This is a genomic window from Aphanothece sacrum FPU1, assembly GCF_003864295.1.
Lineage (GTDB): Bacteria > Cyanobacteriota > Cyanobacteriia > Cyanobacteriales > Microcystaceae > Aphanothece_B > Aphanothece_B sacrum.
Window position 1 is genome coordinate 190960 of record NZ_BDQK01000017.1, and the last position, 25853, is coordinate 216812.

General features: G+C 39.6%; 25 protein-coding genes. 14 read left to right on the forward strand and 11 right to left on the reverse strand.

Annotation, left to right across the window (positions count from 1 at the left end; all coding sequences use genetic code 11):
* Window positions 1-7: 7 nt before the first annotated feature.
* Window positions 8-238 (reverse strand): DNA-directed RNA polymerase subunit omega, encoded by a 231-nt coding sequence (locus AsFPU1_RS20810; RefSeq protein ID WP_124973399.1) that lies wholly within the window; start codon window positions 236-238, stop codon window positions 8-10.
* A gap of 254 nt (window positions 239-492) precedes the next feature.
* On the opposite strand from AsFPU1_RS20810, the gene AsFPU1_RS20815 reads away from it, so the two are divergent.
* The 3 genes from AsFPU1_RS20815 to AsFPU1_RS20825 all read left to right on the forward strand — a co-directional run bounded on the left by AsFPU1_RS20815 (window position 493) and on the right by AsFPU1_RS20825 (window position 4011).
* Window positions 493-1182 (forward strand): GDSL-type esterase/lipase family protein, encoded by a 690-nt coding sequence (locus tag AsFPU1_RS20815; protein WP_124973397.1) that lies wholly within the window; start codon window positions 493-495, stop codon window positions 1180-1182.
* A 69-nt stretch (window positions 1183-1251) separates the two neighbouring features.
* A complete protein-coding gene (locus AsFPU1_RS20820) occupies window positions 1252-2691 on the forward strand; it encodes a serine/threonine-protein kinase (protein ID WP_124973395.1) in 1440 nt (479 codons plus the stop codon).
* Between the two features lie 51 nt (window positions 2692-2742).
* The gene (locus tag AsFPU1_RS20825; RefSeq protein WP_124973393.1) at window positions 2743-4011 is read left to right on the forward strand and encodes a pentapeptide repeat-containing protein; all 1269 of its coding nucleotides are present in this window, start codon (window positions 2743-2745) and stop codon (window positions 4009-4011) included.
* 247 nt (window positions 4012-4258) lie between these two features.
* On the opposite strand, the gene AsFPU1_RS20830 is transcribed toward AsFPU1_RS20825, so the two are convergent.
* The 6 genes from AsFPU1_RS20830 to rseP all read right to left on the reverse strand — a co-directional run bounded on the left by AsFPU1_RS20830 (window position 4259) and on the right by rseP (window position 9390).
* The gene (locus tag AsFPU1_RS20830) at window positions 4259-4507 is read right to left on the reverse strand and encodes a BrnA antitoxin family protein (protein WP_124973391.1); all 249 of its coding nucleotides are present in this window, start codon (window positions 4505-4507) and stop codon (window positions 4259-4261) included.
* Window positions 4491-4766, reverse strand: a complete 276-nt coding sequence (locus AsFPU1_RS20835; RefSeq protein WP_124973389.1) for a BrnT family toxin — start codon at window positions 4764-4766, stop codon at window positions 4491-4493. Before AsFPU1_RS20835 ends, AsFPU1_RS20830 begins: the two co-directional genes overlap by 17 nt.
* Before the next feature lie 180 nt (window positions 4767-4946).
* Window positions 4947-6182: an RNA-guided endonuclease InsQ/TnpB family protein gene (locus AsFPU1_RS20840; protein ID WP_124973387.1), complete on the reverse strand. Its 1236-nt coding sequence runs from the start codon at window positions 6180-6182 to the stop codon at window positions 4947-4949.
* Between the two features lie 511 nt (window positions 6183-6693).
* Window positions 6694-7599: an ABC transporter permease gene (locus tag AsFPU1_RS20845; protein ID WP_124973385.1), complete on the reverse strand. Its 906-nt coding sequence runs from the start codon at window positions 7597-7599 to the stop codon at window positions 6694-6696.
* Window positions 7600-7648: 49 nt separating this feature from the next.
* Entirely contained in the window at window positions 7649-8305 is a 657-nt protein-coding gene (nth, locus tag AsFPU1_RS20850; protein WP_124973383.1) for an endonuclease III, read from the reverse strand.
* Window positions 8305-9390: an RIP metalloprotease RseP gene (gene rseP, locus AsFPU1_RS20855; protein WP_124973381.1), complete on the reverse strand. Its 1086-nt coding sequence runs from the start codon at window positions 9388-9390 to the stop codon at window positions 8305-8307. The genes nth and rseP overlap by 1 nt, the downstream gene beginning before the upstream one ends.
* Window positions 9391-9537: 147 nt before the next feature.
* Between rseP and recO the strand changes: the two genes are divergently transcribed.
* From recO to groL, 6 genes are all read left to right on the forward strand, one after another.
* The gene (gene recO / locus AsFPU1_RS20860) at window positions 9538-10383 is read left to right on the forward strand and encodes a DNA repair protein RecO (protein ID WP_124973379.1); all 846 of its coding nucleotides are present in this window, start codon (window positions 9538-9540) and stop codon (window positions 10381-10383) included.
* Window positions 10384-10429: 46 nt separating this feature from the next.
* Complete coding sequence (locus AsFPU1_RS20865) at window positions 10430-11890, forward strand: MFS transporter (RefSeq protein WP_124973377.1); 1461 nt, start codon at window positions 10430-10432, stop codon at window positions 11888-11890.
* Between the two features lie 203 nt (window positions 11891-12093).
* On the forward strand, window positions 12094-12669 hold the full coding sequence (locus AsFPU1_RS20870) for a DciA family protein (RefSeq protein WP_124973375.1): 576 nt from the start codon (window positions 12094-12096) through the stop codon (window positions 12667-12669).
* Between the two features lie 353 nt (window positions 12670-13022).
* Entirely contained in the window at window positions 13023-13274 is a 252-nt protein-coding gene (locus AsFPU1_RS20875; RefSeq protein WP_124973373.1) for a hypothetical protein, read from the forward strand.
* 587 nt (window positions 13275-13861) lie between these two features.
* Window positions 13862-14173, forward strand: coding sequence for a co-chaperone GroES (gene groES / locus AsFPU1_RS20880; RefSeq protein WP_124973371.1), 312 nt, complete (start codon window positions 13862-13864; stop codon window positions 14171-14173).
* A gap of 79 nt (window positions 14174-14252) precedes the next feature.
* Complete coding sequence (gene groL, locus AsFPU1_RS20885) at window positions 14253-15881, forward strand: chaperonin GroEL (protein WP_124973369.1); 1629 nt, start codon at window positions 14253-14255, stop codon at window positions 15879-15881.
* A 362-nt stretch (window positions 15882-16243) separates the two neighbouring features.
* Here the strand turns inward: groL and rpsF are convergent, their stop codons facing one another.
* On the reverse strand, window positions 16244-16597 hold the full coding sequence (gene rpsF, locus AsFPU1_RS20890) for a 30S ribosomal protein S6 (RefSeq protein WP_124973367.1): 354 nt from the start codon (window positions 16595-16597) through the stop codon (window positions 16244-16246).
* A gap of 224 nt (window positions 16598-16821) precedes the next feature.
* On the opposite strand from rpsF, the gene AsFPU1_RS20895 reads away from it, so the two are divergent.
* The gene (locus AsFPU1_RS20895; protein ID WP_124973365.1) at window positions 16822-17649 is read left to right on the forward strand and encodes a fumarylacetoacetate hydrolase family protein; all 828 of its coding nucleotides are present in this window, start codon (window positions 16822-16824) and stop codon (window positions 17647-17649) included.
* On the opposite strand, the gene AsFPU1_RS20900 is transcribed toward AsFPU1_RS20895, so the two are convergent.
* The 3 genes from AsFPU1_RS20900 to gap form a co-directional block, all read right to left on the reverse strand.
* Window positions 17612-18115: a Tic20 family protein gene (locus AsFPU1_RS20900; RefSeq protein WP_124973363.1), complete on the reverse strand. Its 504-nt coding sequence runs from the start codon at window positions 18113-18115 to the stop codon at window positions 17612-17614. The genes AsFPU1_RS20895 and AsFPU1_RS20900 overlap by 38 nt on opposite strands.
* A gap of 145 nt (window positions 18116-18260) precedes the next feature.
* Entirely contained in the window at window positions 18261-18659 is a 399-nt protein-coding gene (gene queD, locus AsFPU1_RS20905) for a 6-carboxytetrahydropterin synthase QueD (protein ID WP_124973361.1), read from the reverse strand.
* Between the two features lie 198 nt (window positions 18660-18857).
* Window positions 18858-19895 carry a type I glyceraldehyde-3-phosphate dehydrogenase gene (gene gap / locus AsFPU1_RS20910; RefSeq protein ID WP_124973359.1) on the reverse strand — a complete coding sequence of 346 codons (1038 nt, stop codon included), beginning with the start codon at window positions 19893-19895 and terminating at the stop codon, window positions 18858-18860.
* Window positions 19896-20451: 556 nt separating this feature from the next.
* Between gap and AsFPU1_RS20915 the strand changes: the two genes are divergently transcribed.
* From AsFPU1_RS20915 to secG, 4 genes are all read left to right on the forward strand, one after another.
* On the forward strand, window positions 20452-22860 hold the full coding sequence (locus AsFPU1_RS20915; protein WP_124973357.1) for a phosphoketolase family protein: 2409 nt from the start codon (window positions 20452-20454) through the stop codon (window positions 22858-22860).
* 359 nt (window positions 22861-23219) lie between these two features.
* Entirely contained in the window at window positions 23220-23726 is a 507-nt protein-coding gene (locus AsFPU1_RS20920) for a DUF4149 domain-containing protein (RefSeq protein WP_124973355.1), read from the forward strand.
* A 184-nt stretch (window positions 23727-23910) separates the two neighbouring features.
* Window positions 23911-25509 carry a 2,3-bisphosphoglycerate-independent phosphoglycerate mutase gene (gene gpmI, locus AsFPU1_RS20925; RefSeq protein ID WP_124973353.1) on the forward strand — a complete coding sequence of 533 codons (1599 nt, stop codon included), beginning with the start codon at window positions 23911-23913 and terminating at the stop codon, window positions 25507-25509.
* 31 nt (window positions 25510-25540) lie between these two features.
* Complete coding sequence (gene secG, locus AsFPU1_RS20930) at window positions 25541-25780, forward strand: preprotein translocase subunit SecG (protein ID WP_124973351.1); 240 nt, start codon at window positions 25541-25543, stop codon at window positions 25778-25780.
* Window positions 25781-25853 lie beyond the last annotated feature (73 nt).

The following is a 25853-nucleotide window of genomic DNA, read 5'->3' on the forward strand; positions in this document are numbered from 1 at the left end:
ATTGAGGTTAATTATCGCTGATAATTTCTGGTTGCGTCAGTTCATCTGACATTTCAATGATGGCACGAATCGCTGGTTTCATGGCGGGATCATCAATACTGTCAAATTCTTCGTAGCGATGACGTTTGGCTCTGTTAGAGACTTGTACTGTAATACGATAACGGTTAGAAGCCGCATCTAATAATTCTTGGGCCCGATATATTACTTGTGATGAGTCAAAGGAATGTCGTTTTTGCATGGCGATCGCTTTTCGTTAATGGGACAATCTCTAGTTTAACAAGCTATTTGATTTCTTAATATGGCACTTTTACAAAAGACATTCATTAGGGGTCAACGGCCGTTGACCCCTACATAAAAAAGTTTGCCGCGTTCGTCAAAAATGTCCTAACCTTAATGTCTAGTGCTATAAACTGAGAATAATTACTTATTAAGCTAAAATAAAGTTTTGTATCGAAAAATAAAGTGTTGAGAAATTTTAGGAGCAAACTGTCTATGCAAACCCAGGCGAAACCGACTCAAACAGGCAGATTAGAGGTTAGACAACCACTTAAAGTGGTAGCTATTGGGGACAGTTTAGTTTATGGGTATGGAGATCCTGTAGGTGGGGGATGGGTAGAAGGGTTACGTCGTCAATGGATGGGAGATTATCAAAGCGGTCATGTGTTGTATAATTTGGGAATTAGGGGCGATCGCGTGGCTCAAGTCAGTCAACGATTAGCAGGGGAATTTCGCTATCGCGGAGAGTTGCGTAATCGAGTGCCTGATTTAATTATTCTCTCGGTTGGGGTCAATGATTCAGCGAGATTAAGACAGCCTGATGGTCGTTTATTTACCGAGTTTGAACAGTTTAGTCAACAAATCTCAGACTTACTCGATCAAGCTCAAAAATTATGTCCAGTGTTGTTTGTGGGAATGGTTCCGGTTGATGAAGACAAAATGCCCTTTTTAAATTGTTTTTATTTTAATCATTTTGATCAATATCGTTATAAAGAAGCTGTAAAAACAGCCTGTGAAGCTCGTCAAATTCCCTATTTAGATATTTTTGATTTATGGTTAGGACAGCCAGCAACTTGGCGGCGATCGCGTTTAAGCGATGATGGACTCCATCCCAATGTTTTAGGCTATGAAACCTTACGACAAGATATCTTAAATTGGGAACCAATCGCTCAATTAGATTGGTAAATAGCGAATAGCTTTCCGATACAATTAACCTAATCATGTTGTTGGGGCAATAAAATTGCTTTTCGATGAATGACCATACTGCTCTTAAATAATCGCTATAAAATCCTAGAAACCCTTGGCAAAGGTGGCTTTGGTGAAACTTTTTTAGCCATTGACACCCATCTACCCTCTCAGCGAAAATGTGTCATCAAAAAGCTAAAACCGGCCTTACAATCTCCTGAAATTCCAGGATGGTTAAAAGAGCGATTTGGACGAGAAGCGGCTATCTTAGAGCAACTAGGGGCTAATCATCCGCAAATTCCGGGACTTTATGCCTACTTTGAAGAAAAAGGAGATTTTTTTCTCGTCCAAGAATGGATTGAAGGAGAAACCCTAACCCAAATTCATAAAAGACGGGGAAACTTATCAGAAAAGGATGTTAAAGAGATTCTGATGGGGATTTTGCCCATTCTTGATTTTATTCACCATCAGCGCATTATTCATCGAGATATTAAACCTGATAACGTTATTATACGGGCCACCGATGTTAAACCAGTGCTGATCGATTTTGGTATCGTTAAAGAAGCAGTGGCTACGATAGTGGCTACAGATGGACACAGTGCCTATTCAGTAGCGTTGGGAACCCCTGGTTATATGTCCTCAGAACAAGCGGCTGGCCGCCCTGTATATTCTAGTGATATGTATAGTTTAGGATTAACGGCCATTTTTTTACTGACGGGGAAAACCCCCCAATATTTAGATACAGATTTGCAGACAGGGGAAATTCTTTGGCGCAAAGAAGTACCATCACTAAATTCTAATCTAGGAACAGTTATTGATTGCGCTATTCGCTTTCATCCGCGCGATCGCTTTCCTTCGGCCCAGAAAATGTTAGAAGCATTGCTTGCATCTGCACCAATAGCGACCGCAGCAACCTTGGTGGTTGCCCCCCATCAACTATCATTACAAACACCTGAACTGACAGAAACGATCACCTCAGAAGAAAAAGACACTCCTTGGCCTCTTTTAATTCTGGCTTCTTTTTTAGTTGCTAGTGCTATTTTTGGCGGATTAACTCTAGGAGTAATTTTAGCAAATAAAAATCGTTCTCGTCCTAGTCCATCCCCGCAAGAAGTTATTGAATCTCCAACTCCTCAAACTTTTCCGAAGGTTGAATCCCCTGAACCGACGGTTCAACCTCGTCAGCGACGGCCAGTTAATCAATTTCCTAACTCAAATATAACTCCTACTCCTGAAGTAGAAACTACTCCTACCCCTCAACCGGAAACTACTCCTACTCCTGAAGTGGAAACTACTCCTACTCCTGAAGTGGAAACTACTCCTACTCCTGAAGTGGAAACTACCCCTACTCCTGAAGTGGAAACTACCCCTACTCCTGAAGTGGAAACTACCCCTACTCCTCAACCGGAAACTACTCCTACTCCGGTACAACCATCTTCAACATCTCATCCTCCATCAACTCCGGTACAACCTCCATCTCCTACTATCCCTAATAATAATGGGACTTAACCGAGTTCTTAGTCTTCTTCTCAAACACGACCTTTTGATTAACGATAGATTATGACGACCCAATCTGAGTCCACTTCTGCGGGCGATACTCCGATTATATCTTCACAAGAAAACGGCAAGAAACCTACCTCTAGTTTGGTGACTTCTTCTCTAGAAAAATCAAATCCAGATGCTCAGTCTTTATCTGAACCCCTTCCTAAATCTTTCTATTTACAACAAGTGAAACCCTCTAATCCTTTATTACTGATAACTTCAGCCGCTATCATGGGTCTGGGATTACTGTTGAAAATTTCTTGGATAGGGGTAACAGGAGCAATCGTAGCTCTGATCTTGTCTCTTCAAGTGATCTTACCTTCTATCCGAGAATGGCTGATTCGTTATTTGACTCCTCAAGAACGAAGCTCTGTGAGCGGATTTGTGGTTTTTATCCTGTCTATAGCCGGATTAGCACACTATTTGGGCATATATCAAAATATTAAAGGTTGGCTCAATCAGTTTAAATACGATGAATTTGGATCTTGGGCTGAATGGGTAGGGGCTTTAGGTCAAATTATGATCGCTATTTTGGCGGTTTATATCGCTTGGGCCCAATATGTCATCTCCAAAGATTTAACCCTTCAACAAAACCTCATTACCCAACAACAGACCATTGATACCTATTTTCAGGGAATTTCTGATTTAGTTCTCGATGGGGAAGGAATGCTCGAAGATTGGCCTCAAGAACGTTCTATTGCAGAAGGACGTACCGCAGCTATTCTCAGTAGTGTGGATGGGGCCGGAAAAGCTAAAATTCTCCGGTTTTTATCTCAATCTAAGTTATTAGTTCCTCTCATGCGAGATAGTCGTTTAGGACGACCCATGCTCGATGGTTCTGGAGGTTATGCCGAAGATCGTCCTTCTGGGGTACGGGTGATAAATTTGGGAGTAATGTTGGCTGGTGCTAACTTATCGGGACAAGATTTACGCTGGACAGAGTTGAGTGAGGCTAATATGGTTCGTGCTGACTTGAGTAATTGTGATCTGATTAAGGCTAATCTATCTCGGACGGTTCTTTATGATGCTAATCTCAAGGGGGCTGATCTTAGAGGGACTCGATTGTTTTATGGTTCGCTTCAAACCGCTAGTCCTCGCTCTCGTAGTGTATCACCAGATTACGAAACAGGGGCTTATACGGGAGTTGTCCTGGAAAATGCTAATTTGAGTAAGGTTCAAAATCTCAGTGAGGAACAGCGTTATTATTGTTGTACTTGGGGAGGAGAACTGACCAGAGGAACAATTCCAGGAGGTTGTTACGACATTCCTAATAAATTAGGACGTTGATAGATAGCTTCGTATTGCATGGTCTGCGATCACACTACAAGATAGGGATCACAATAGACGAACGGCGATCGCATAGGATCAAGAGATTATCGGCGATCGCATTAAGATCCCATACTTAATATTAAGACGATGATGGTGAATAATAATCAATTGGGTGCGTTACATTTCATGCTTTGCACCCTACACTCGTCGGCGATCGCACTGAATTTGTTAGATTTCGTTCCTCCACACGACCGACAAGATAGGTTTACTTTTGATGATGCTCGACATAGGAACGCAGAACGGTATTAATCATCGTTTGGTAATTTTTACCTTGATTTTTAAACCAATCCAAAATATCTTCGTCTATCCGAATTGAGATGGCTTTTTTGGCAGTAGGTTTGACCATTTTGGCGTTAGCCCAGAAATGCTCGTCGAGTTCGGGGATATCGGAGGTATCTATGGCGGAGTCGGGGATATTTTCGATTTCTTTAAGTCGTTCATCGGAGATAGTCATTGTATTGTTTCCTTTCTTTGGGTGTGGCTTTTCGGGCGGAGATTAGACGAATTTTTCCGTTTCTGTCGGTATAGATTGCGGTGACGATAACAGTGCCCCGGATGGTGCCGATACCAATCTCTCGTATTTCGCCGTAGTCGGAACGGTCATCGATCGCGGTGAAGTAAATCCCTTGAAAGATTTCTTTGGCTTCTTCAAAGCTTATCCCGTGTTTTTGTTGATTCTGTCGATTTTTGTTTTCATCCCATTCAAAGTCCATTAGCATACACAAAATGTATATACAATGATGATAACACGATTAATTCAAGAGGTGATACGACATCTAGATAAACCAAGCGATCGCAAACCTCAAAAGCTTACCAGAATAAGCTTTAGGATAGAGTGACATCCTCCCGACGCTAACTGCTAAGAGCAGTATAGCGCGGGCTTCCCCATATCACTATGAGGCTTTCCTGTTTTTACGGGACGCTCTAGATACCTTTTTAGGGATATCCCCGATGACATCTTCCTCCACAGGCAGCTTGACCCCCAGTCCGAGGGCTGCAAGTCCACGTTGCTCAACAACCATAGCTGAAGCAACATCCCTATCGGTTAAAAAACCACAATGAGAACAATCATGTACTCGTTGAGACAGTTCTTTTTTACCAGTTACTACGCTACAATTGGGACATATTTGACTGGTAAAATTAGCGTCAACTTTCTCAAAATAAACATCTCGTTTCCAAGCAACGTGCTTCAATGATTCCAAAAAAACACCAAAACCCGCATCAAGAGTATGCTTGCATAGCATCCCTCTAGACATGGCTTTTAAGTTTAAATCCTCAGCAAAGATTATGTTCGATTGGTCACAAAGATGATGAGCTACTTGATAATGAAAGTTTTTACGAGTGTTGTAAATATGTTCATGAAGTCTAGCTACTTTTTGAATAGCTTTAAGTCGATTTTTAGACCCTTTTTGTTTTTTGGCTAGTTTTCGTTGTAGCCATTTAAGCTTACTTTGAAGTTCGACAAAAAACTTGGGTCTAGCAATCAGTTCCCCAAGAGATGTGGCAATAAATTTCTCCAGCCCCAAATCAATACCCAAAGATTTTCCTTGAGGCTTTGCAGAAGGTATTTTGACATCTGATTGAATACAAATGACAGCATACCAACCAGAAGCTTTTTTAACTATCTGAACTTGTTTAACGATAAATCCATCAGGAATAGGGCGGTGTAGATTAATTAGAACATCCCCTATTTTTGGGAGTTTTAATTGATACCCTGTTATCGGATTTTCCGTGAATTGAGGAAAATTAATTGAGCGAAACTGACCATATTTCTTAAAACGAGGAAAACCAAAACTTCGTTTCCAGAAAAAGTTAAACGCTTTATCCAAACGACCCATAACCTCTTGCAATACCTGAGATTGAACTCGTTTAAGTTCTGGATATTGTTTTTTAGCTATTGTTAAGGCTTTTTTCTGTTTATAATAGTCGGGAAAGGGCTGGTGAGCAGGTATGATATATTCAGAATGAAGACTACAAGCGTTAACCTGACATTTACGAGAATTTATCCATTCTTTTCTTTCTGCCAAGGCGTAATTATAAACACCTCGACAAATTTCTAGCCATTCAAGCAATTCTTTCTCTTGACTGGCATCAGGATAAATTCGATAAGCGTAGTTAAGGTTTAACACTTTTATCAACTGAACACATTTTCCATATTATAAAATACTTAGGGGATAATTGTCAATCCCTAGAAAGAAATCATGTACAATAATCACAAGCTTTGTTGTCAATCTCGGCCCCTGCTCTCATCCCGACACCGACCGAAGCGGTACGGTGCGGGGCTTCTCGCAGGGCAAGCTAAACTTAGTTTGTTGACTAAACTAAGTTTAGCTCAGTTAACCGATCACATCACTTTTTAAATTATTGTTTAATAGCAATTTTAAGGTTTCATCTAAATCTTTTAACATCGCTTTAACTCCTTTTGGCTAAAGTATCATAGTAATTAGTCACCGCAATTTCGTTATATAAAATTTAGATGCGTATTAGCTTATAAGTAGTCGGACATAAATAAACAATACTATGTTAAGAAATGTAACTAGGTTGTAACCCCTCTCGGGCGCTCCGGCGCTCCCCTGCTCACTTCACCGTAACGTTTATTTTTGTCCAGGTACTTACCCTTGGGTTAGGGTCGGGAGGATGTCACGCTCTTTCGACAATAAAGGGCATGGCTAAACGATAAAAAATCCATCCTAATAATAGACTAATAATGGCAATCACACTAGCTATCCAAAACCCTAAAACTTGAGAAACTTCTCCTGTGGTTGCTAAATCTCTAGTAGTTACTAATAGAGGAGTAACAGGGTTTAGCTTAAGTAAGATTCGCCAAAAACCCTGAGAAGGCATGGGATAAATAACTGGAGTAATGAATAACCAACCTTGAATAATATAGGTCATGAATTTACTAACATCACCATATAAACAAGATAATGGCCCAATTAACAAACCAACTCCGACAGCTAACATAAGTAAATGAATAAAGGCAACAGGAGCAAGTAATAAACTCCAAGTGACTGGTATTTTAAACCAAATAAAAAAGAACACAACAGGAATCAATTGGATAGCAAAATTAAATATAATTTGCCCTATCTTAGAGATAACAAAAGCTTCAGGAGGAACTTTTAATTTTGTTAAAATTGCTTTAGCCGTTCGAGATGCCCCCATCATACTATTGAGAGTTTGAGTAAACGTTTGCCACAAGGTCATACTAAAAATAACAAAAACCGGATAAGGTATACTCGTTTCTCCTAAATTCAGTATTTTCGCCTCTCTGAGAAAGGTTAAACCTGCAGCAGTCACTAATGGAGGAATAAACGCCCAAATAATGCCTAATAAAGATTGACGATATTGTGCCTGAATATCCCGTTTAAGAAGTTGCCAAGCTAAATCTCGTGATGAGAGCAAATCCGCCCACATTTCCTGAAAAAGTTGAAGTGGATGCCTTAAACGACTCTCAGGTTCATAAACAACCACAGGCATCGGTTTTTGAGGTTTAACCTCATATAAGTTAGACTCTGTGTGAGAATGATTTGGATTTGTCTGACTCATTTTAGATTGGGTATAACATTTAGGTTTATTAATGGTTTTATCATAGATTTTAACCTAGTCCAACTGAAGGGCAAAGATCAGCTAAATCACAAGCTTGACAATTAGGATTACGCGCTTTACAAATAGCCCGGCCATGATAAATTATCCTAATAGAAAAATTTTCCCAGTCAGCTTGAGGTAATAATACCATTAAGTCTTTTTCTATCTTAACCGGATCAGTGGCTTCAGTCAGCCTTAAACGCCCACTTAACCGTTTAACATGGGTATCTACTGTCACCCCTTCATTAATCCCAAATCCGTGAGATAGCACCACATTAGCTGTTTTTCGAGCAACACCAGGGAGAGTCAATAATTTTTCCATTTGTTGGGGAATTTTCCCCTCAAATTCCTGAACAATTTTCTGACAAGCTCCTTGAATATTTTTAGCTTTATTACGATAAAATCCGGTAGAACGAATCAAAGTTTCTAATTCTTCCCTATCAGCTTGAGCTAAAGAGGTCGCATCAGGAAATCGAGCAAATAGCCCAGGAGTAACCTTATTAACTCGTTCATCTGTACATTGTGCTGAAAGAATTGTCGCTACTAAAAGTTGTACCTGATTTTCATAAGTTAGGCTACAAGTTGCATCAGGATAAAGCCGTTTGAGAATCTGTAAAATCTCTAAAGCTCGTTGTTTTTTAGGAGGCCATTTGCGGATAATAGGCATTACAATCCGATTTGTTGAATCAATTGTTGAAAAATCGCTAAATTAACCGTGTCACGAACAATTAAAAACACTCCTAAACTCAACAGAAGCACTAATCCTGTCTGCATAATATTCTCTTGGATTTTATTAGGCAAGGGTTTTCCCCACAAAGCTTCCACGAGTAAAAATGCCAATTGACCGCCATCAAGAGCAGGTAAAGGCAAAATATTAATAATGGCTAAGTTAATACTAATTAATGCCCCAAATTGAAACAAATTACCGGCATCATGACTAGCAATATTGGCTCCATATTCTACAATTTTGACTGGGCCAGCTACTTGTTGAACATTTTCTTGAAAATTACTGATCAGTTGCCAAAAACCTTTAACGGTCAAAATAGCTAAGTTCTGATAAGTATCTGCACCATAAGTTAAAGCTTCTAGAAAATTATGTGCCTGATTTAACTTAATATTTGGTAGAAGTGCCACCCCAATTTTTCCTTGTCCTTGTTCATTTGCTTGAGGTGTAACTGTCAAAGTTAAAGAACTTTCTTCTCTTTTCACCTCAAAAGTCAAAGGTTTATTAACAGAAGTTTGGACGATTTCAATAAAAGAAGTCGTAGCCTCAGGAAACTTATTTAATGATTGGTTATTGACCCCTAAAATGATGTCTCCTGGTTCAATTCCTGCTACCATAGCAGCCGAAGCCGGATCAACTTTGGGTATCACTAATCCTGGTTGTATTTCTTGAATGCCAACCGTTCCTGCTTGTCCTACTAACAGAAAATAAGCAAAAATTAAATTAGCAATGACTCCCGCACTAATAACGATCGCCCGATCTAAAATCGGACGGTTACTTAATAAATTGGGGTCATTTGGGACAATATTACTTTGGGGATCATCGTCAGGAAATCCCACATATCCCCCTAAAGGAAAAGCACGAAGGGCATATTCTGTCTGTGACCCTTGATATTTCAGTAAAATAGGGCCAAAACCAATAGAAAATCGATTAACATGGATACCTTGCAGTCTAGCTGCGGCAAAGTGACCTAATTCATGAACAACAATTAATAGGGCTAAAACAGCGATCGCGGCCAAAACTGACATAATAAACTACTAAATAATAAATGGGATTTTTTACCATTGTGTCGGTTTTTTGATCATATAACAATCTTTTAGCCTCTGGCTTTTCTCGTTCGTCAAAATCACCAGCCTAAAAGGTTGTAATCTCCAACTATTTATATATTATTGTCCATGAGTCGAACTTATCAAACTACGGGAATTATTTTAAAAGGAATGCCCATTGGAGAAGCAGATCGCCTATTAACAATTCTTTCGCCAGAATTTGGCTTAATTCGCGCTGTGGCACCAGGGGCCAGAAAACACCAATCTAAACTGCGGGGACGGTGTGAATTATTCGTGGTCAATAATTTTTTAATTGCTAAAGGGCGATCACTTGATAAAATTACTCAAGCCGATATTTTGCAATCTTATCCAGGATTAACGAAAAATTTAGGGAAATTAGCAGGAAGTCAATATTTAGCCGAAGTAGTATTATGTTTGGCCTTAAGCGAACAGCCTCAAAGCGAATTGTATCAAGTCCTAAACGAACATCTACGACGTTTAGAACAAATGTCAGAAAAGCAAAGTTTACATGGTCATTTAGCCCATGGGATCTTTCATTTATTAGCGATCGCCGGTATGGTACCGGAAGTACAACGTTGTTGTCTCACCCAAGAAACCATAGTTGGGAATTTTACAGATGCTAAGTGGAGAGTCGGTTTTAGTTTTGAAGCGGGAGGACTGATTAATTTATCAACCCGTGAAACCATCGCACAAACAGTTAAACTATCTATTATTGCTCCAAGTGCCTGGACTTTACCCCTGATTAATCATCAACTAGGTTCCTTAGAATTAAGCTTGTTACAACAACTAAACCTCTCTTCTTTACCACAATTTGAGGAAGAAGCGGTTGCTTATGAGGAGTCTGTGACTTGGGTTAGAGTGGAACACTTGCTCAGAGAGTATGCCCAATACCATCTAGGCCGTTCTTTTCGCGCAGCTACCCTCGTAGATACTTTATCAGAGTTAGAGTTTTAAGGTTTAATAAAAATTGTGTAATTTCTGACAAACCCTAACCAAAAATATGACCGTTTCCCAATCCGAGTCAACCCCATCGGTTCCCGATGAATCGGCAGAATTGTCTAATAAAACTCCTTTATCTACTCCTATGGATCGTCAGCCTCCTCCTCCTCCTATTCCAACTCCCAGACAGGGATTTGCCGCCGTTTTAGAGAATCCTCGCTTTCTCATTCTCTGGACAGGACAAGTATTTTCCCAATTAGCGGATAAAGTCTATCTAGTCTTAATGATCGCTTTAATTGCAGGCCATTTTCAAGGGGAAAATCAGCCTATTAGTGGTTGGGTATCCGCGATTATGATTACTTTTACAATTCCAGCAATTTTATTTGGAACTTTGGCAGGGGTTTATGTTGATCGTTGGCCCAAAAAAGAGGTATTAGTAATTTCTAATCTTGTTCGCGCTGTATTGGTTTTTATTATTCCTCCTTTACTTTGGTTATCTCAAGACAAAACTATTGCTTTATCGGTAAATTGGCTGCCAATTTGGTTACGAAGATGGCACTCTCACACTCAAGATATATTTTTCTTGCCGGTCGGTTTTTTGATTTTATTAATTCTCAGTTTTATTGATTCAACTATCACTCAATTTTTTGCACCTGCTGAACAAGTGACTATTCCTTTAGTAGTTAAACGTCGTCACTTACTATCAGCTAATTCTTTGTTTACTACTACTATGATGGCCATGACTATTGTCGGTTTTGCCATTGGAGAACCTTTATTAGAAGTCTCAGCAAGATTAGCCGAATTTTGGGGATTTTCCTGGGAAGAAGGAAAATCATTTGTTGTAGGTGCAGCTTATTCTATTTCGGGATTAATGTTATTGTTACTCCGCACAGGAGAAAAAGCAAAACATTATCAAAAAGAACGTCCTCATGTATTTGATGATATTAAAGATGGTATTCGTTATTTAGGTAGTAATTATCGGGTTCGTAATGCCTTATTTCAATTGGTCATTCTCTTTTCTATCTTTGCCGCTTTGTCAGTTTTGGCCGTACGGATGGCTGAAACAATTCCAGGTATGAAAGCAGAACAATTTGGCTTTTTGTTAGCAGGTGGCGGTTTAGGAATGGCTTTAGGAGCAGGAATTTTAGGGAATTGGGGCCAAAAATTTCGTCACAGTCAATTGGGTTTATTAGGTTCTTTCGGAATGGCAGTTTCTTTGTTTGGGTTATCTGTCTCTACTAATAGTCTTTGGTCAACTTTAATTATGACTACTTTTTTAGGTTTATTTGCCGCTTTTATCGGTGTTCCCATGCAAACCACCATTCAGGCAGAAACTCCAGTTCAAATGCGTGGTAAGGTGTTTGGATTACAAAATAATGCGGTTAATATTGCTCTTTCTTTACCCTTAGTTTTGGCCGGTATTGCTGAAACTTTATTTGGTTTACAATCTGTTTTATTAGCTTTAGCTGCATTAGCAATTTTGGGGGGTGTTTTAACTTGGTATATGGGAGATCATCAATAAACCATTTCCGTCGGTTGGTTTGAGGAACGAAACCCAACACAGCACATGGGTTTTGTTGGATTTCACTATGGTTCCACCTAACCTACTGGCCTGAGTTCGACATCAGGTAATTTGTGGAAAAAATTATCCACGATGAACACCGAACTGGTGGTTTTTGGGTTTCACTATCGTTCAACTCAACCTACTGACTTATTCCTTTAAATATGACTTTTAATTCCCTTGATCGTCTATTAGCTGCTTTAGAAAAACAACCTAATTTTGCCAATTATCGACGCTACAAAGATTTGTGTCAAGCTTGGGAGACAGTTGTTGAACCTCAAGTAACTGCTCAAACTCGGTTACTTTTTGTTCAGAGAAATATCCTCTGGGTCGCCACTTCTAGCGCAGTTTGGGCGCAAACTTTATCCTTACAACGGTATTTTATATTAATAAAACTTAACAATATAGTGAGAACAGAACCGTTAGAAGATATTCGTTTTTCTTCAGTGGGATGGGACAGTTCCCCCAAAAGAGAGCAAAAGTCTTCTGAGGCAGTAGACAATAAAGTACCACAACATCCGAGTTTTATTCCTCCTGTTCCTCCTCTAAGTGATCCCCAGGAGTCTAAGTCTATAATGACACCAGAGATAGCCTTTGGGCGATGGACTCAAGTAATTAAACAGCGATCGCAATTTCTTCCCCTCTGTCCTCAGTGCAATTGCCCTACACCTCCAGGGGAACTAGAACGTTGGTCAAAGTGTTGTCATTGTGCGTCCCAATCTTGGCAGAAAAATGTCTAATGTTATACAATTCTCTAGGAAGTTAAGGCAGCTTAGATTGGAGTTTATCTAGATAAAATTACTGAGATACCTTGCAAGTTTATACCGTTTAACAATATTTTTATCCTTGATCCCCAAGCTGTTATTAGGGAAATCACCTATCTTTAGGGATCATAGTTTAACAAGTTATATAGATGATCGAGACATCCTGTATCCTTTTGTAAAAACAATATTAAAAAATTCTGAAGACTTCTTAATTGAAGAGGAGACTCAAACCTATACAAGAAGCATAACAAGACCCAATAAGGAATTAATAGGGGATATCAGATAATAAATCGTAGGGTCAACCGATAATCCCTTTTTAAATAACTCCCATGAAAACAACTAATTTTCTCGCCTCATCTTGTCGCTATTGTCGTTATTATCAAACTGAAGGACGTAGAGGGGGAATGTGTCAACAATTAGGAGTGCCTGTAAGGGCTGAGTGGAAAGCTTGTACCTTAGCTTCTCGACCATTTACTAATACTTGGGAAAGCTTAGAAAAAGCGGTTAAGTTAGAGAATTCTTTTAGTTTAAAATGTCCTGTTAATCGGGACGTTATTGGAGTAAATTCAGTCCCTAGCTAAGAGATAACATATTTAACCCTTGATCCCACAGGGATTAACTCAAATTAAATTAACAATTTCTTTGCTTCTATAAACCGTTTAGTTAAGCTTTTTTTCTCTCATCTTGCAATTAGAGTTCCTCTTTTAGAACTGTAAATTAAGAATAAATAACCTTTTCTTTGTGAGCATTATAAAAGAGGGATGGGTTTATTCGATTTCTTTGTGAGCATCATAAAAGAGGGACGGGTTTATTCAATTTCTTTGTGAGCATCATAAAAGAGGGACGGGTTTATTCAATTTCTTTGTGAGCATTATAAAAGAGGGACGGGTTTATTCAATTTCTTTGTGAGCATCATAAAAGAGGGGCGGGTTTATTCAATTTCTTTGTGAGCATCATAACTCCTGTAAAAAACCCGCCCCTACAAAAAATCCACATCTACTCACTTGCAGACTTTGAGCGAAATAATAAGTTCGGGAACCCGTACCCTTTTACGAGTTGCCACGTACCCCTTAATTTCGTTAGATTAGCACTCGGAAGGTGAGAGTGCTAATTTAATTAAGACAGCACAGACTTCTAGAAAAGAACCATTAAGAGGATTAATTAATTTATGGCAGCAATCAGTATTAACGTATCTACCGTCAAACCCCTTGGCGATCGCGTATTTGTCAAAGTCAGTGCCTCAGAAGAAAAAACCGCTGGAGGAATTTTACTACCTGACACCGCCAAAGAAAAACCCCAAATTGGAGAAGTAGTTTTCGTGGGGCCTGGTAAACGCAACGATGACGGAACCCGTTCTGCATTAGAAGTCAAAGTAGGCGATAAAGTCCTCTATTCTAAGTATGCTGGCACCGATGTCAAACTAGCTGGCGAAGATTACGTATTGTTATCAGAAAAAGATATCTTAGCAACTGTCGCCTAAGTAGATAAGGATAACTCATTCCCTCAACATTGCATTTATCACCCAAGTTCATTAATCGACTGATTGGAGATATCATATTATGGCTAAAATTATTGTCTACAATGAAGATGCCCGCCGTGCCTTAGAAAGAGGCATGGACATTCTGACTGAAGCTGTGGCCGTGACCCTTGGTCCCAAAGGTCGTAATGTTGTACTAGAGAAAAAATTTGGGGCCCCCCAAATTGTTAACGATGGGATCACCATTGCTAAAGAAATTGAGTTAGAAGATCATATCGAAAATACCGGAGTATCTCTAATTCGTCAAGCTGCTTCTAAAACCAACGATGTGGCCGGAGACGGAACCACTACCGCCACCGTTTTAGCCCATGCTATCGTTAAAGAAGGGTTACGGAACGTCGCCGCAGGAGCTAACCCCATTTCTCTCAAACGAGGCATTGATAAAGCTACTGACTTTTTAGTTTCCAAAATTGCCGAACACGCTAAACCCGTAGAAGATTCCAAAGCGATCGCCCAAGTTGGGTCTATTTCTGCTGGAAACGACGAAGAAGTCGGTAAAATGATTGCCGATGCTATGGATAAAGTGGGCAAAGAAGGTGTAATTTCCTTAGAAGAAGGAAAATCCATGTTCACCGAACTGGAAATTACCGAAGGGATGCGTTTTGATAAAGGGTATATTTCCCCTTATTTTGTCACTGATCCCGAACGCATGGAAGCAATTTTAGACGATCCTTGCATTCTACTCACCGATAAAAAAATCGCCTTAGTTCAAGATTTAGTACCTGTTTTAGAACAAGTTGCTCGTCAAGGCAAATCCTTAGTTATTATTGCAGAAGACATTGAAAAAGAAGCTTTAGCCACCTTAGTTGTCAACCGTCTACGGGGCGTTCTGACTGTTGCTGCGGTTAAAGCACCTGGATTTGGCGATCGCCGTAAACAAATGTTAGAAGATATTGCCATCCTGACTGGTGGTAAAGTCATCAGCGAAGATGCGGGTCTGAAACTGGAAAATACTAAGATAGAAATGCTTGGTAAAGCCCGTCGTATCACCTTAACCAAAGATAATACCACCATTATCGCCGAAGGCAACGAAGCAGCCGTTAAGGGTCGTTGTGAGCAAATTCGTCGTCAAATGGAAGAAACCGAATCTTCTTACGATAAAGAAAAATTGCAAGAACGGTTAGCGAAATTATCCGGTGGTGTGGCTGTCATCAAAGTGGGTGCTGCTACTGAAACCGAAATGAAAGATCGTAAACTGCGTTTAGAAGATGCGATCAATGCTACCAAAGCTGCTGTAGAAGAAGGTATTGTTCCTGGGGGTGGTACTACCTTAGCTCATTTGACTCCTGACTTAGAAACTTGGGCTAAAGATAACCTACTCAATGAAGAATTAACAGGAGCTTTAATTGTTTCGCGTGCTTTAACCGCACCTCTAAAACGTATTGCAGAAAATGCGGGTCAAAACGGAGCGGTTATTGCTGAGCGCGTCAAAGAAAAACCCTTTAACGTAGGTTATGATGCGGCTAATAACGAGTTTACCGATATGTTTGATGCAGGGATCGTTGACCCTGCTAAAGTGACTCGTTCTGCCTTACAAAATGCTGCTTCTATTGCGGGAATGGTCTTAACCACTGAATGTATTGTAGTGGACAAACCTGAGAAAGAAAAACCTTCTGCAGGTGGTGGCGGTGGTGGGGACTTTGACTACTAAGTCTAAGGTTTCCTAAACTGATCAATAGGGTGAGCAATGCTTGCCCTATTTTTTAGGGCTTTGTTTCTGTGCTTTAATTGATTATATATCAATCATTTGGCGTTGCATAGTTGCGGGATGATTTATAATTAAGGAGAAAATTTTATGGCAGCGATCGCGGCTAAAATTAGAAACTTTAAAAATTAGGAAAAAGTTAAATCATCCCGTAATGATGCAACGCTCATAAAATAAAAAGCCGCGCTGAAGACGCGGGGCTTTTACCGAAATTTTCGGTAAACGGGAATAAGCAGGAATGCCCTATCGTGAGTTAGGGAAGCCCCGCACGAAGTTTACGGAGTGCGTGGGAGGATATCACTCTGTCTTTAAGCGGCTGCTTCTTCTTCGACTGTAGCTTCTTCTGATTCTGTTTCAGGGGTAGGGGAGGCAACTTTCTTGAGTTTAATAGTGAGATAGCGAATGACTTCCTCCCCTAAGCGCATCATCCGTTCTAAGGGAGCAATTTGGGTACCATCAGCTTCATAATTCATTTGGACATAGATACCATCCATATATTTGCCAATTTGGTAAGCTAGTCGTCGTTTACCCCAAATCTTAATTTGGATATCTAAGGCTTTATTTTCCCCTAAAAAATCTCGGTATTTGTCTACTTCTTGCTGTACCTGTTCCTCTGATAAATCGGGACGCAGAATATAGATCATTTCGTACTGTTCACTCATGGTATTAATCTCCTTAAGGACAAAAAGGCTTCTAGGACAAGGCCCAGAAGCAAGGATCAAAATCGATTCTTTACTTTTTGGGTTACAAACACTAAATTATAGCATAAGCTGTAGTTTAATGATTTGATTCGGCATTCTAACGGAATTCGATACAATCAGACTAGGACTACATCCCTAAGTTTGGCTAATTCATTTAATTTTCATCACACTGACTGCTCACCGTTATGACGCAACGCTACGTTCGAGTTAAAACCAATCAAGGACAAATCCATTATGGATTACTCAATCTCAACCGCAGTGTATCGGTTTTAGATTTTGCTCCTTGGCAGGGGGGAGAAGCAACGGGGGTCATTTTAAAACCGGAAACCTATAGTTTGTTAGCTCCTTGTTCTCCTTCTAAAATTGTAGCAGTGGGTAGAAATTATCGGGCCCATGCGGCTGAACTAGGTAATACTGTTCCGGCCGAACCTTTATTATTTTTGAAACCTCCTAGTACGGTAATTGCTGATACTCAAGGGATTTATTATCCTCTACAATCTAAACAGGTTGATTATGAGGGAGAATTAGCCCTAATTATCGGTGAAACTACTAAAAATTGTTCTCCCCAAGAAGCTAGAACCAAAATTTGGGGCTATACTATTGCTAATGATGTTACGGCCAGGGATTTACAGCAAAAAGATAATCAGTGGGTCAGGGCCAAAGGATTTGATAGTTTTTGTCCTCTTGGCCCCTGGATTGTGCGAGAATTGAGTGCTGGAGCGCAACTACAAACTTTTATCAATAATGAAGTTCAACCGCGACAGTCTGCCTTAATTCAAGATATGGTTTTTTCGCCTCAAGCGGTTGTCTCCTATATTTCTAATATTATGACCTTATTGCCAGGGGATGTGGTTTTGACGGGAACCCCTGAAGGGGTAGGCCCCCTAATCGTGGGGGATGTTGTTAAGATTGAAATTGAAGGCATTGGTAGCTTAGAAAATCCTGTCTTAGCTATTTTTGACCCGTCTCAATCTATTAGCGAACCTGAGAATAAGCAGCCTCAGAAATCGTAGGAATTTCTGCATAACGTCCTAAGACTGATTGCACCATACAATAGTAACAAGCGGCAATTCCACCAAGAAATACGACGTTAAAGAGGGTTTCTATGAGTAATCCTCCTTGACCTAATGCGGGCATTAAGGTTTCTATGATAATTTGGAATAGGGCTAATAAGATACCGATGAGAATGGTTTGCATGGTATTGTAACGAATAAAATGACTAATTTTTTCGTTACGGACAACGACAAAAAATAAGATTAAAAAGACGATAAAACTGCCCCAATTGCCTAACGGGCCTAGGGTTTGCCCTATTAGTCCATATAGAAAACCTACAGGAAAAGCAGGAATTAGAAAAAATCCAAATACGGGAAACTGACTGACTAAAAATACACTGAAAGAAATCGTATCGAAGATGGCAAAACAATATACTAATGTCCCAAATATACGATCTTTTATATCTGCTGAACCGCGCCAAGTCATGATAGTTTTCTCCTTTTTGTTATCTTTGATGGCTATGTTTCTAATTTACAAGATCTCAGACGATTATGCTTAAGAGTGATTGCCATTCTTCTGTTTTTTCATTCATTGTGATCATGATGCATTCATAACAGGAACTATCAAACAATTAAGGCTTTATTCGCATATATCTAGCACCAGAAGTACAAGTTTCTTGAATTTCAACTGCTTGAAGTCCCTCAAGTCCGGCCCCTTCTAATTTTTCAAAAATCCATTTAGCGATCGCTTCACAAGAAGGGTTTTCGAGTCCTGTACTTTCATTGAGATAATAATGATCCAAAAAATTCTCAATCAGAGGGTCTAAATGTTGCTGAATATCGGCAAAATCCATAATCATTCCCTGTTTAGGCCCCTCAGTAATCAAGCGATCGCCTATCACATAAACCCTTCCCACCCAACTATGGCCATGAAGACGGCGACACTTACCGTCATGATGAAGAAGTTGATGGGCCGCTTCAAAACGAAACTCTTTATATATTAACCATTGATCAGTAGAAAAGCTATTCATAGAAAAATTGTATTTTGTCGTCAAAATGGCTAGGGTATTCTGGTTATAGCAGAATACCCTTCGGCGCGGTCTTCCTGGTACAAGTGGGAAAGGGTAGTAGTAAATATGTAGTGATAAAGGAAATAGTAGATCATCGCGCAGGGATGCAACGCCAAGAATAAGTAGAGACGTTAGCTAAAACGCCTCTACATTTAATCACTAAACAGTAGCCATTACTTCTGCTTCTTTAGCTGCCATAACTTTCATTAAATCTAACATTCGGCAAGAATAACCCCACTCATTGTCATACCAAGAGATAACTTTAAAGAAATTAGAATTTAATTCCATCCCTGCATTAGTATCAAAAATACTTGAATGGCCATCCCCTTGAAAATCCATTGATACCACATCTTCCTCAGTATAGCCCAGAATTCCTTTAAGCTCAGCCAGCGCAGCAGATTTCATCGCCTCACAAATAGCAGCATAGCTGGTCGCTTTTGTGGTTTTGAAGGTAAGATCAACCACAGATACATCAGGAGTAGGAACCCGTAAAGCCATCCCTGTCAATTTGCCTTTTAATTCTGGTATAACTAAAGTAACCGCTTTTGCCGCTCCCGTAGACGCAGGAATGATATTTTGAGCCGCACCTCGTCCCCCACGAAAATCTTTTTTACTGGGGCCATCAACGGTGGGTTGAGTCGCTGTCATGGCGTGTACCGTTGTCATTAACCCTTCTGCTAAGCCAAAATTATCATTGATCACTTTGGCAATGGGAGCTAAACAATTAGTAGTACAACTAGCATTAGAAACAATTTGATCTTTGGCGGGGTCATAGTCAGTATGGTTAACCCCTACAACAAAAGTACGAATTTTGTCAGGCTCTTTAGTAGGTGCAGAAATGAGAACTCGTTTAGCACCCGCTTTTAAGTGTTTAGCCGCACCCTCATAATCGGTAAATAATCCTGTAGACTCTATCACATAATCTACTCCTCGTTCTCCCCAAGGCAGTTCTTCAGGGTTACGAATGGAAAAACAAGGGATAAATTTACCATTGACTACAATACCATCTTCTTTGGCTTCTACTGTCCCTTTAAAACGGCCATGAGTTGAATCATATTTAAGTAAATAAGCAATATTGTCAGGTGCAACCAGATCATTAATACCGATAAATTCAAAATCAGGATTATTAATACCGGCCCTGAATACTAATCTTCCAATACGACCAAAACCGTTAATACCAACTTTCACCGTTGTCATGAGCAAAACTCCTAAATAAAATAAGTAATCTTGAATTTGAAAATGATCAAAAAAAGACCTTTTGCTTCTACAATACTCTATCCCCTAAACTCTAAACTATTGATTGAAGTTTAATTATTAACATCCTATGAATTTTCTCCCTGATTCGCTCTAGTTCCAGAAAAATTTTAGATTGTTATTAGACTATTTTATTGATAGACGAATGATTATATATCAATCAGCAACAAACAAATCATAAAATAATATTAATTTTGAGTTGTACCAATTAGGCAATGTCTCTAGATGTTGATTTTAAGTCCTGATTTGATAGATAGATGAATCTAAATTAACTCCAGGTTAACAATAAGTAAATAGTAAGATAAACATAGGGTTAAATCTTAGGGCTTAATGGTATTCAGCCCCTACAAAGAGACTGAATATGTATAGTGTATAAAATTTTTACCTAATTAATTGCATTATTGACTCTGAGCCATTATATTAAACAATAATAAGTTAACTCAAGATAGGTTTTCTGGTTAACATTTTAAATTTACGGTGTAATTTTGGAGTCTTCATTATGGTAGCAACACCCGATAAAATCCAAATAGAACAAACCCATTTATCCGTCGAAGAATTGCGAAAAATTCATGCTTTTTGGCGCGCTTGTAATTATTTAGCTGTAGGCATGATTTATTTACAAGATAACCCTTTACTTAAAGAACCTCTTACAGAACAACAAGTCAAAAACCGTTTATTAGGTCACTGGGGAACAAGTCCTGGGCTAAGTTTTATCTATATTCACCTCAACAGATTGATCAAAAAATACGATCTTAATACTGTTTATATGGCTGGCCCAGGTCATGGGGCCCCTGGAGTTTTAGGCCCCGTTTATTTAGAGGGAACTTATTCAGAAGTTTATCCCGAAAAGAGTGAAGATGAAGAAGGAATGAAAGCCTTTTTCAAACAGTTTTCTTTCCCTGGTGGTATTGGTAGTCATTGCACTCCAGAAACCCCTGGTTCTATCCATGAAGGTGGCGAACTAGGCTATGTTTTATCTCATGCTTACGGAGCAATTTTAGATAACCCTGATTTGATTGTAGCCGCAGTTGTCGGAGACGGAGAAGCAGAAACCGGGCCCCTTGCTACTGCTTGGCATTCTAACAAATTTATCAATCCTATCCGAGATGGGGCAGTTTTACCCATTTTGCACCTTAATGGTTATAAAATTGCTAATCCCACCATCTTAGCCCGTATTAGTCACGAAGAATTAGAATATCTCTTTAAAGGGTATGGATACAAACCCTATTTTGTCGAAGGTTCCGACCCCGAAATAATGCACCAAAAAATGGCAGCAACCCTGGAAACTGCTATTTTAGAGATTAAGGAAATACAAAAAGAAGCGCGTATCAGTGGCATTGCACAACGTCCCATGTGGCCTATGATTGTGTTACGCTCACCTAAAGGATGGACAGGCCCAGCCTCCGTCGATGGGAAAAAGACTGAAGATTTTTGGCGATCGCACCAAGTCCCCCTATCAGGAATGCACAACAACCCTGGTCACATTAAGATTTTAGAAGATTGGTTAAGAAGTTATAAGCCCGAAGAATTATTTGATGCAACGGGTAAACTATTACCAGAATTAAAAGATTTAGCCCCCACCGGAACCCATCGGATGAGTGCGAACCCCAATGCTAACGGGGGAATATTACGAAAAGATCTCAAAATGCCAGACTTTCGTGACTATGGGGTTACGGTTGATCATCCCGGAAAGGTAGAAGCAGAAAATACCAAACCCTTGGGCAATTTTTTACGGGATATCATGGCAAAAAACATGACAAATTTTCGTGTTTTCGGCCCAGATGAAACCGCTTCAAACCGTCTTAATGCTATCTACGAAGTCAGCAAAAAAGTATGGATGGCTGATATCATTGAAGATGATGCAGACGGCAGCGAACTGACCACCGATGGTCGAGTGATGGAAATGTTAAGTGAACATACTTTGCAAGGATGGTTAGAAGGGTATTTATTAACAGGTCGTCATGGTTTTTTCCACACTTATGAAGCCTTTGCTCATGTGGTAGATTCCATGTTTAACCAACACGCAAAATGGTTAGATATTTGTAAGAATGAAGTACCTTGGCGGGCTTCTGTTTCTTCCTTAAATATTCTACTTTCTTCGACAGTTTGGCGACAAGATCATAACGGATTTTCTCATCAAGATCCTGGATATGTTGACTTAGTTACTAATAAGAGTTCTGAAGTTGTTCGGGTTTATTTTCCTCCTGATGCTAACTGTTTATTATCCGTTGCTAATCATTGTTTAAAAAGTCAAGATTATGTCAATGTAATTGTAGCTGATAAACAGAAACATCTGCAATTTTTAAACATGGAAGATGCCATTAAACACTGTACAAAAGGCATTGGAATTTGGGAATGGGCCGGTAATGATGATTGTGGCACAGAACCCGATCTTGCTGATGTTGTGATGGCTTCTTGTGGGGATGTAGCCACAAAAGAATCTTTAGCTGCTACTGCCATTTTACGGCAAGAATTTCCTCAATTAAAAGTACGTTTTGTCAATGTAGTAGATTTGTTTAAATTACAAGATCATTCAGAACATCCTCATGGGTTATCTGATTGGGATTTTGACAGTTTATTTACCAAAGATAAGCCGATTATATTTAATTTTCATGGCTATCCCTGGTTAATTCATAAATTAACCTATCGTCGCACTAATCATCATAATCTTCATGTACGAGGTTATAAAGAAAAAGGCAATATTAATACGCCTTTAGAGTTAGCCATTAATAATCAAATTGATCGGTTTAATTTAGTTATTGATGTAATTGATCGGGTTCCAAAATTAGGATCAGCCGCCGCTTATGTACGGGAACGCATGAAAAATGCGATTATTGAACACCGTGCTTATGCTTACGAAAATGGCATAGATAAACCAGAAATTAATGACTGGAAATGGCCATTTTAATTATGTAGTAGGATGCGTTCCCAACGCATCTCACTAAATATTAGCCTCTCCCAACATCTTGGTATAAAATGTATAATCAGATAAAATACTCAAGATGGTGGGTTACGACGCGTCTTAAAAGTTATGGGTTTTTCATCAAAATCATAGCCGCGTCTAACCCACCCTACGAATTATAAGCTTTACTTATCACCACAGATACGGGAGAGCCATAATATTATTTAAGGAAGCCAGTTAATTTTTAGTAATTGAATAATGTTAAACCCCAAACACTGTTAATTGTAAAGATATTTATCGAAATAGGAGAGTTATAAGCAATGTCTTTAATAATGAAAACAGGACAGTAAATGTAGAGGACTCCTATGAATAGTATTTCTGAAAAAAATGGGAAGTCCCTTAGCTGGACAACCGTAGTCATGTTGACCCTGGGATTTTGGCTAAGTGCCAGTATCATGCTTGATTTGGTCATAATTCCTGGATTATCCCTATCCGGTATGATGAATCAAGGCGGTTTTGCCAGTGCAGGATATCTCATTTTCGGATTATTTAACCGCATAGAATTAATCTGTGCAGCCATTGTTTTAACGGGATTTTTAGTATTCCGTCGCCATCATACTCTCATCCATCTTCAAGAACGTTGGTCAATTGTTTTAGCCGGTGTTTTACTAGCGATCGCTCTCATATACACTTATATACTAACCCCGCAAATGAGTGGCTTAGGTCTTCAGTTAAACCCCTTTGAAGCGACAAATACCATGCCACCAGCCATGATCACCCTACATTGGAGTTATTGGCTGCTAGAAGGGTTGAAATTTCTTCTGGGGGCAACTTTGCTCAAATGGTGTTATCGAGACTCCTGTTCCATTTAAACGCCAATCAAGAGTATTTTTTCCCCCCGTAAAAAGGGGGGTTTTCATTATTGGAGAAATTTGTTAATATATAATTGAGTGTGTGGACTAAAAATTTAACCTCAAGAAACATTCTAAAAATTAGGTACTTTTGAGAAGTCAATGGTATCATGTGCATCAAACTATCATTAATAGGTGAACAATCATGGCGCAAGCACCTGTATCTCCGGTGGTGCTAGTGGTTCTAGACGGATGGGGTTATTGTCAATCTACAGAAGCTAATGCCATTGCCTTGGCGAAAACTCCTGTAATGGACTGTCTTTGGACTACCTATCCTCGAACACTGATTAAGACTTCCGGTAAAGATGTTGGTCTTCCTCATGGTCAAATGGGGAACTCAGAAGTAGGCCATCTTAACCTTGGTGCGGGCCGTATTGTCCCCCAAGAATTAGTACGGATCTCAGATGCGGTAGAAGATGGATCATTATTGAAAAACCCCGTTTTAGTCAAAATTTGCGAGGAAGTACGTTCTCGCAAGGGTAAACTACACTTAATTGGATTATGTTCTGATGGTGGTGTTCATTCTCACCTCGATCATTTGTTAGGATTACTTGACTTAGCTAAATTACAAGATCTCTCGGATGTTTGTATTCACGTCATTACTGATGGACGAGATACTAGCACCAACGAAGGGATTAATGCTATTGCTAAAATAACTAATCACATCGATAAAATTGGCATCGGGCGTATTAGTACCCTCAGTGGTCGTTATTATGCAATGGATCGCGATCGCCGTTGGGACCGGGTTAAACTAGCTTATGATATCCTAACTCAAGATGGGTTAGAAGATGGACGCACCGCAACCGAGGTGATCGAAGATTTTTATAAGCAAGATAAAACCGATGAATTTATTCCCCCGACTCGCATAGCACCAGGTGCCATAGAATCAGGAGATGGAGTTATTTTCTATAATTTCCGTCCAGATCGGTCTAGACAAATGTGTTATGCCTTGACTATGCCCAATTTTGATGGCTTTGAACGGGAATTAATTCAACCCTTGAGTTTTGTTACCTTTACCCAATACGATCCCAAACTACCTGTTAAGGTAGCATTTGAACCCCAAAATCTCAATAATATTTTGGGGGAAGTGGTGGCCCGTCATGGCTTAAAACAATTCCGTACCGCCGAAACAGAAAAATATCCCCATGTTACCTATTTTTTTAATGGGGGACTCGAAATTGCCTTTGAAGGGGAAGATCGAGAATTGATCCAAAGTCCTATGGTAGCAACTTATGATCAATCTCCAGCCATGTCAGCAGAAGCGGTGACAAATGTAGCTTGTCAAGCTATTGAAAAAGGTATTTATTCTCTGATAGTCATGAACTATGCCAACCCTGATATGGTTGGTCATACGGGGAATATTCAAGCTGCCATCACTGCTATTGAAACTGTTGATAATTGTTTGGGACAATTACTCTCAAGTATTAGTAAAATGGGAGGAACGGTATTAATTACCGCCGATCATGGTAATGCAGAAGTCATGCGCGATGAATTAGGTAATCCTTGGACGGCTCATACCACTAACCCTGTTCCCTTAATTTTAGTCGAAGGAGAACAAAGAAAAATTCCTGGACATGGAGGTTTGGTTGATTTACGAGAGGATGGAAAACTCGCGGATATTGCTCCTACTATCCTCCAAATTCTACAATTACCTCAACCGGAAGAAATGACGGGACGATCTTTAATTAAACCCACAGAGGTAGAAATCAAATTAAATCGTACCCCCATCCGCATTTCTCGTTAAACTATTCTTTTGGTAGATATTTAATTGCTTTATGAACCTTGTACAATTGATTTCAATTATCTGGGCCGTTTCGGCCGCTTTATTAATCGTTGTTGTTCTGTTACATAGTCCCAAAGGAGACGGTATTGGGGGTATTGGTGGACAAGCTCAATTATTTACCTCAGCCAAAAGTGCTGAAAAAACCCTCAACCAAGTAACTTGGGCCCTCAGTGTGGTGTTTATTGGACTGACTATCGTCTTGAGTGCCGGATGGTTAACTCCTAAAGGATAATTCAACAATTCACAATTCATAATTAGATTATAGGGGCAGGTTTTCGTAGGGGCAGGTTTTCGTAGGGGCGGGT

Coding starts and splice junctions, on each gene's coding strand:
- recO (WP_124973379.1), top strand. CDS start 9,538: ATGAGTCGAACTTATCAAACTACGGGAATTATTTTAAAAGGAATGCCC.
- groL (WP_124973369.1), top strand. CDS start 14,253: ATGGCTAAAATTATTGTCTACAATGAAGATGCCCGCCGTGCCTTAGAA.
- rseP (WP_124973381.1), bottom strand. CDS start 9,390: ATGTCAGTTTTGGCCGCGATCGCTGTTTTAGCCCTATTAATTGTTGTT.
- AsFPU1_RS20815 (WP_124973397.1), top strand. CDS start 493: ATGCAAACCCAGGCGAAACCGACTCAAACAGGCAGATTAGAGGTTAGA.
- gap (WP_124973359.1), bottom strand. CDS start 19,895: ATGACAACGGTGAAAGTTGGTATTAACGGTTTTGGTCGTATTGGAAGA.
- AsFPU1_RS20810 (WP_124973399.1), bottom strand. CDS start 238: ATGCAAAAACGACATTCCTTTGACTCATCACAAGTAATATATCGGGCC.
- AsFPU1_RS20875 (WP_124973373.1), top strand. CDS start 13,023: ATGAAAACAACTAATTTTCTCGCCTCATCTTGTCGCTATTGTCGTTAT.
- AsFPU1_RS20825 (WP_124973393.1), top strand. CDS start 2,743: ATGACGACCCAATCTGAGTCCACTTCTGCGGGCGATACTCCGATTATA.
- queD (WP_124973361.1), bottom strand. CDS start 18,659: ATGAATAGCTTTTCTACTGATCAATGGTTAATATATAAAGAGTTTCGT.
- AsFPU1_RS20830 (WP_124973391.1), bottom strand. CDS start 4,507: ATGACTATCTCCGATGAACGACTTAAAGAAATCGAAAATATCCCCGAC.
- gpmI (WP_124973353.1), top strand. CDS start 23,911: ATGGCGCAAGCACCTGTATCTCCGGTGGTGCTAGTGGTTCTAGACGGA.
- AsFPU1_RS20915 (WP_124973357.1), top strand. CDS start 20,452: ATGGTAGCAACACCCGATAAAATCCAAATAGAACAAACCCATTTATCC.
- AsFPU1_RS20845 (WP_124973385.1), bottom strand. CDS start 7,599: ATGAGTCAGACAAATCCAAATCATTCTCACACAGAGTCTAACTTATAT.
- AsFPU1_RS20835 (WP_124973389.1), bottom strand. CDS start 4,766: ATGGACTTTGAATGGGATGAAAACAAAAATCGACAGAATCAACAAAAA.
- AsFPU1_RS20900 (WP_124973363.1), bottom strand. CDS start 18,115: ATGACTTGGCGCGGTTCAGCAGATATAAAAGATCGTATATTTGGGACA.
- AsFPU1_RS20870 (WP_124973375.1), top strand. CDS start 12,094: ATGACTTTTAATTCCCTTGATCGTCTATTAGCTGCTTTAGAAAAACAA.
- groES (WP_124973371.1), top strand. CDS start 13,862: ATGGCAGCAATCAGTATTAACGTATCTACCGTCAAACCCCTTGGCGAT.
- AsFPU1_RS20895 (WP_124973365.1), top strand. CDS start 16,822: ATGACGCAACGCTACGTTCGAGTTAAAACCAATCAAGGACAAATCCAT.
- secG (WP_124973351.1), top strand. CDS start 25,541: ATGAACCTTGTACAATTGATTTCAATTATCTGGGCCGTTTCGGCCGCT.
- rpsF (WP_124973367.1), bottom strand. CDS start 16,597: ATGAGTGAACAGTACGAAATGATCTATATTCTGCGTCCCGATTTATCA.
- AsFPU1_RS20920 (WP_124973355.1), top strand. CDS start 23,220: ATGAATAGTATTTCTGAAAAAAATGGGAAGTCCCTTAGCTGGACAACC.
- AsFPU1_RS20820 (WP_124973395.1), top strand. CDS start 1,252: ATGACCATACTGCTCTTAAATAATCGCTATAAAATCCTAGAAACCCTT.
- AsFPU1_RS20865 (WP_124973377.1), top strand. CDS start 10,430: ATGACCGTTTCCCAATCCGAGTCAACCCCATCGGTTCCCGATGAATCG.
- nth (WP_124973383.1), bottom strand. CDS start 8,305: ATGCCTATTATCCGCAAATGGCCTCCTAAAAAACAACGAGCTTTAGAG.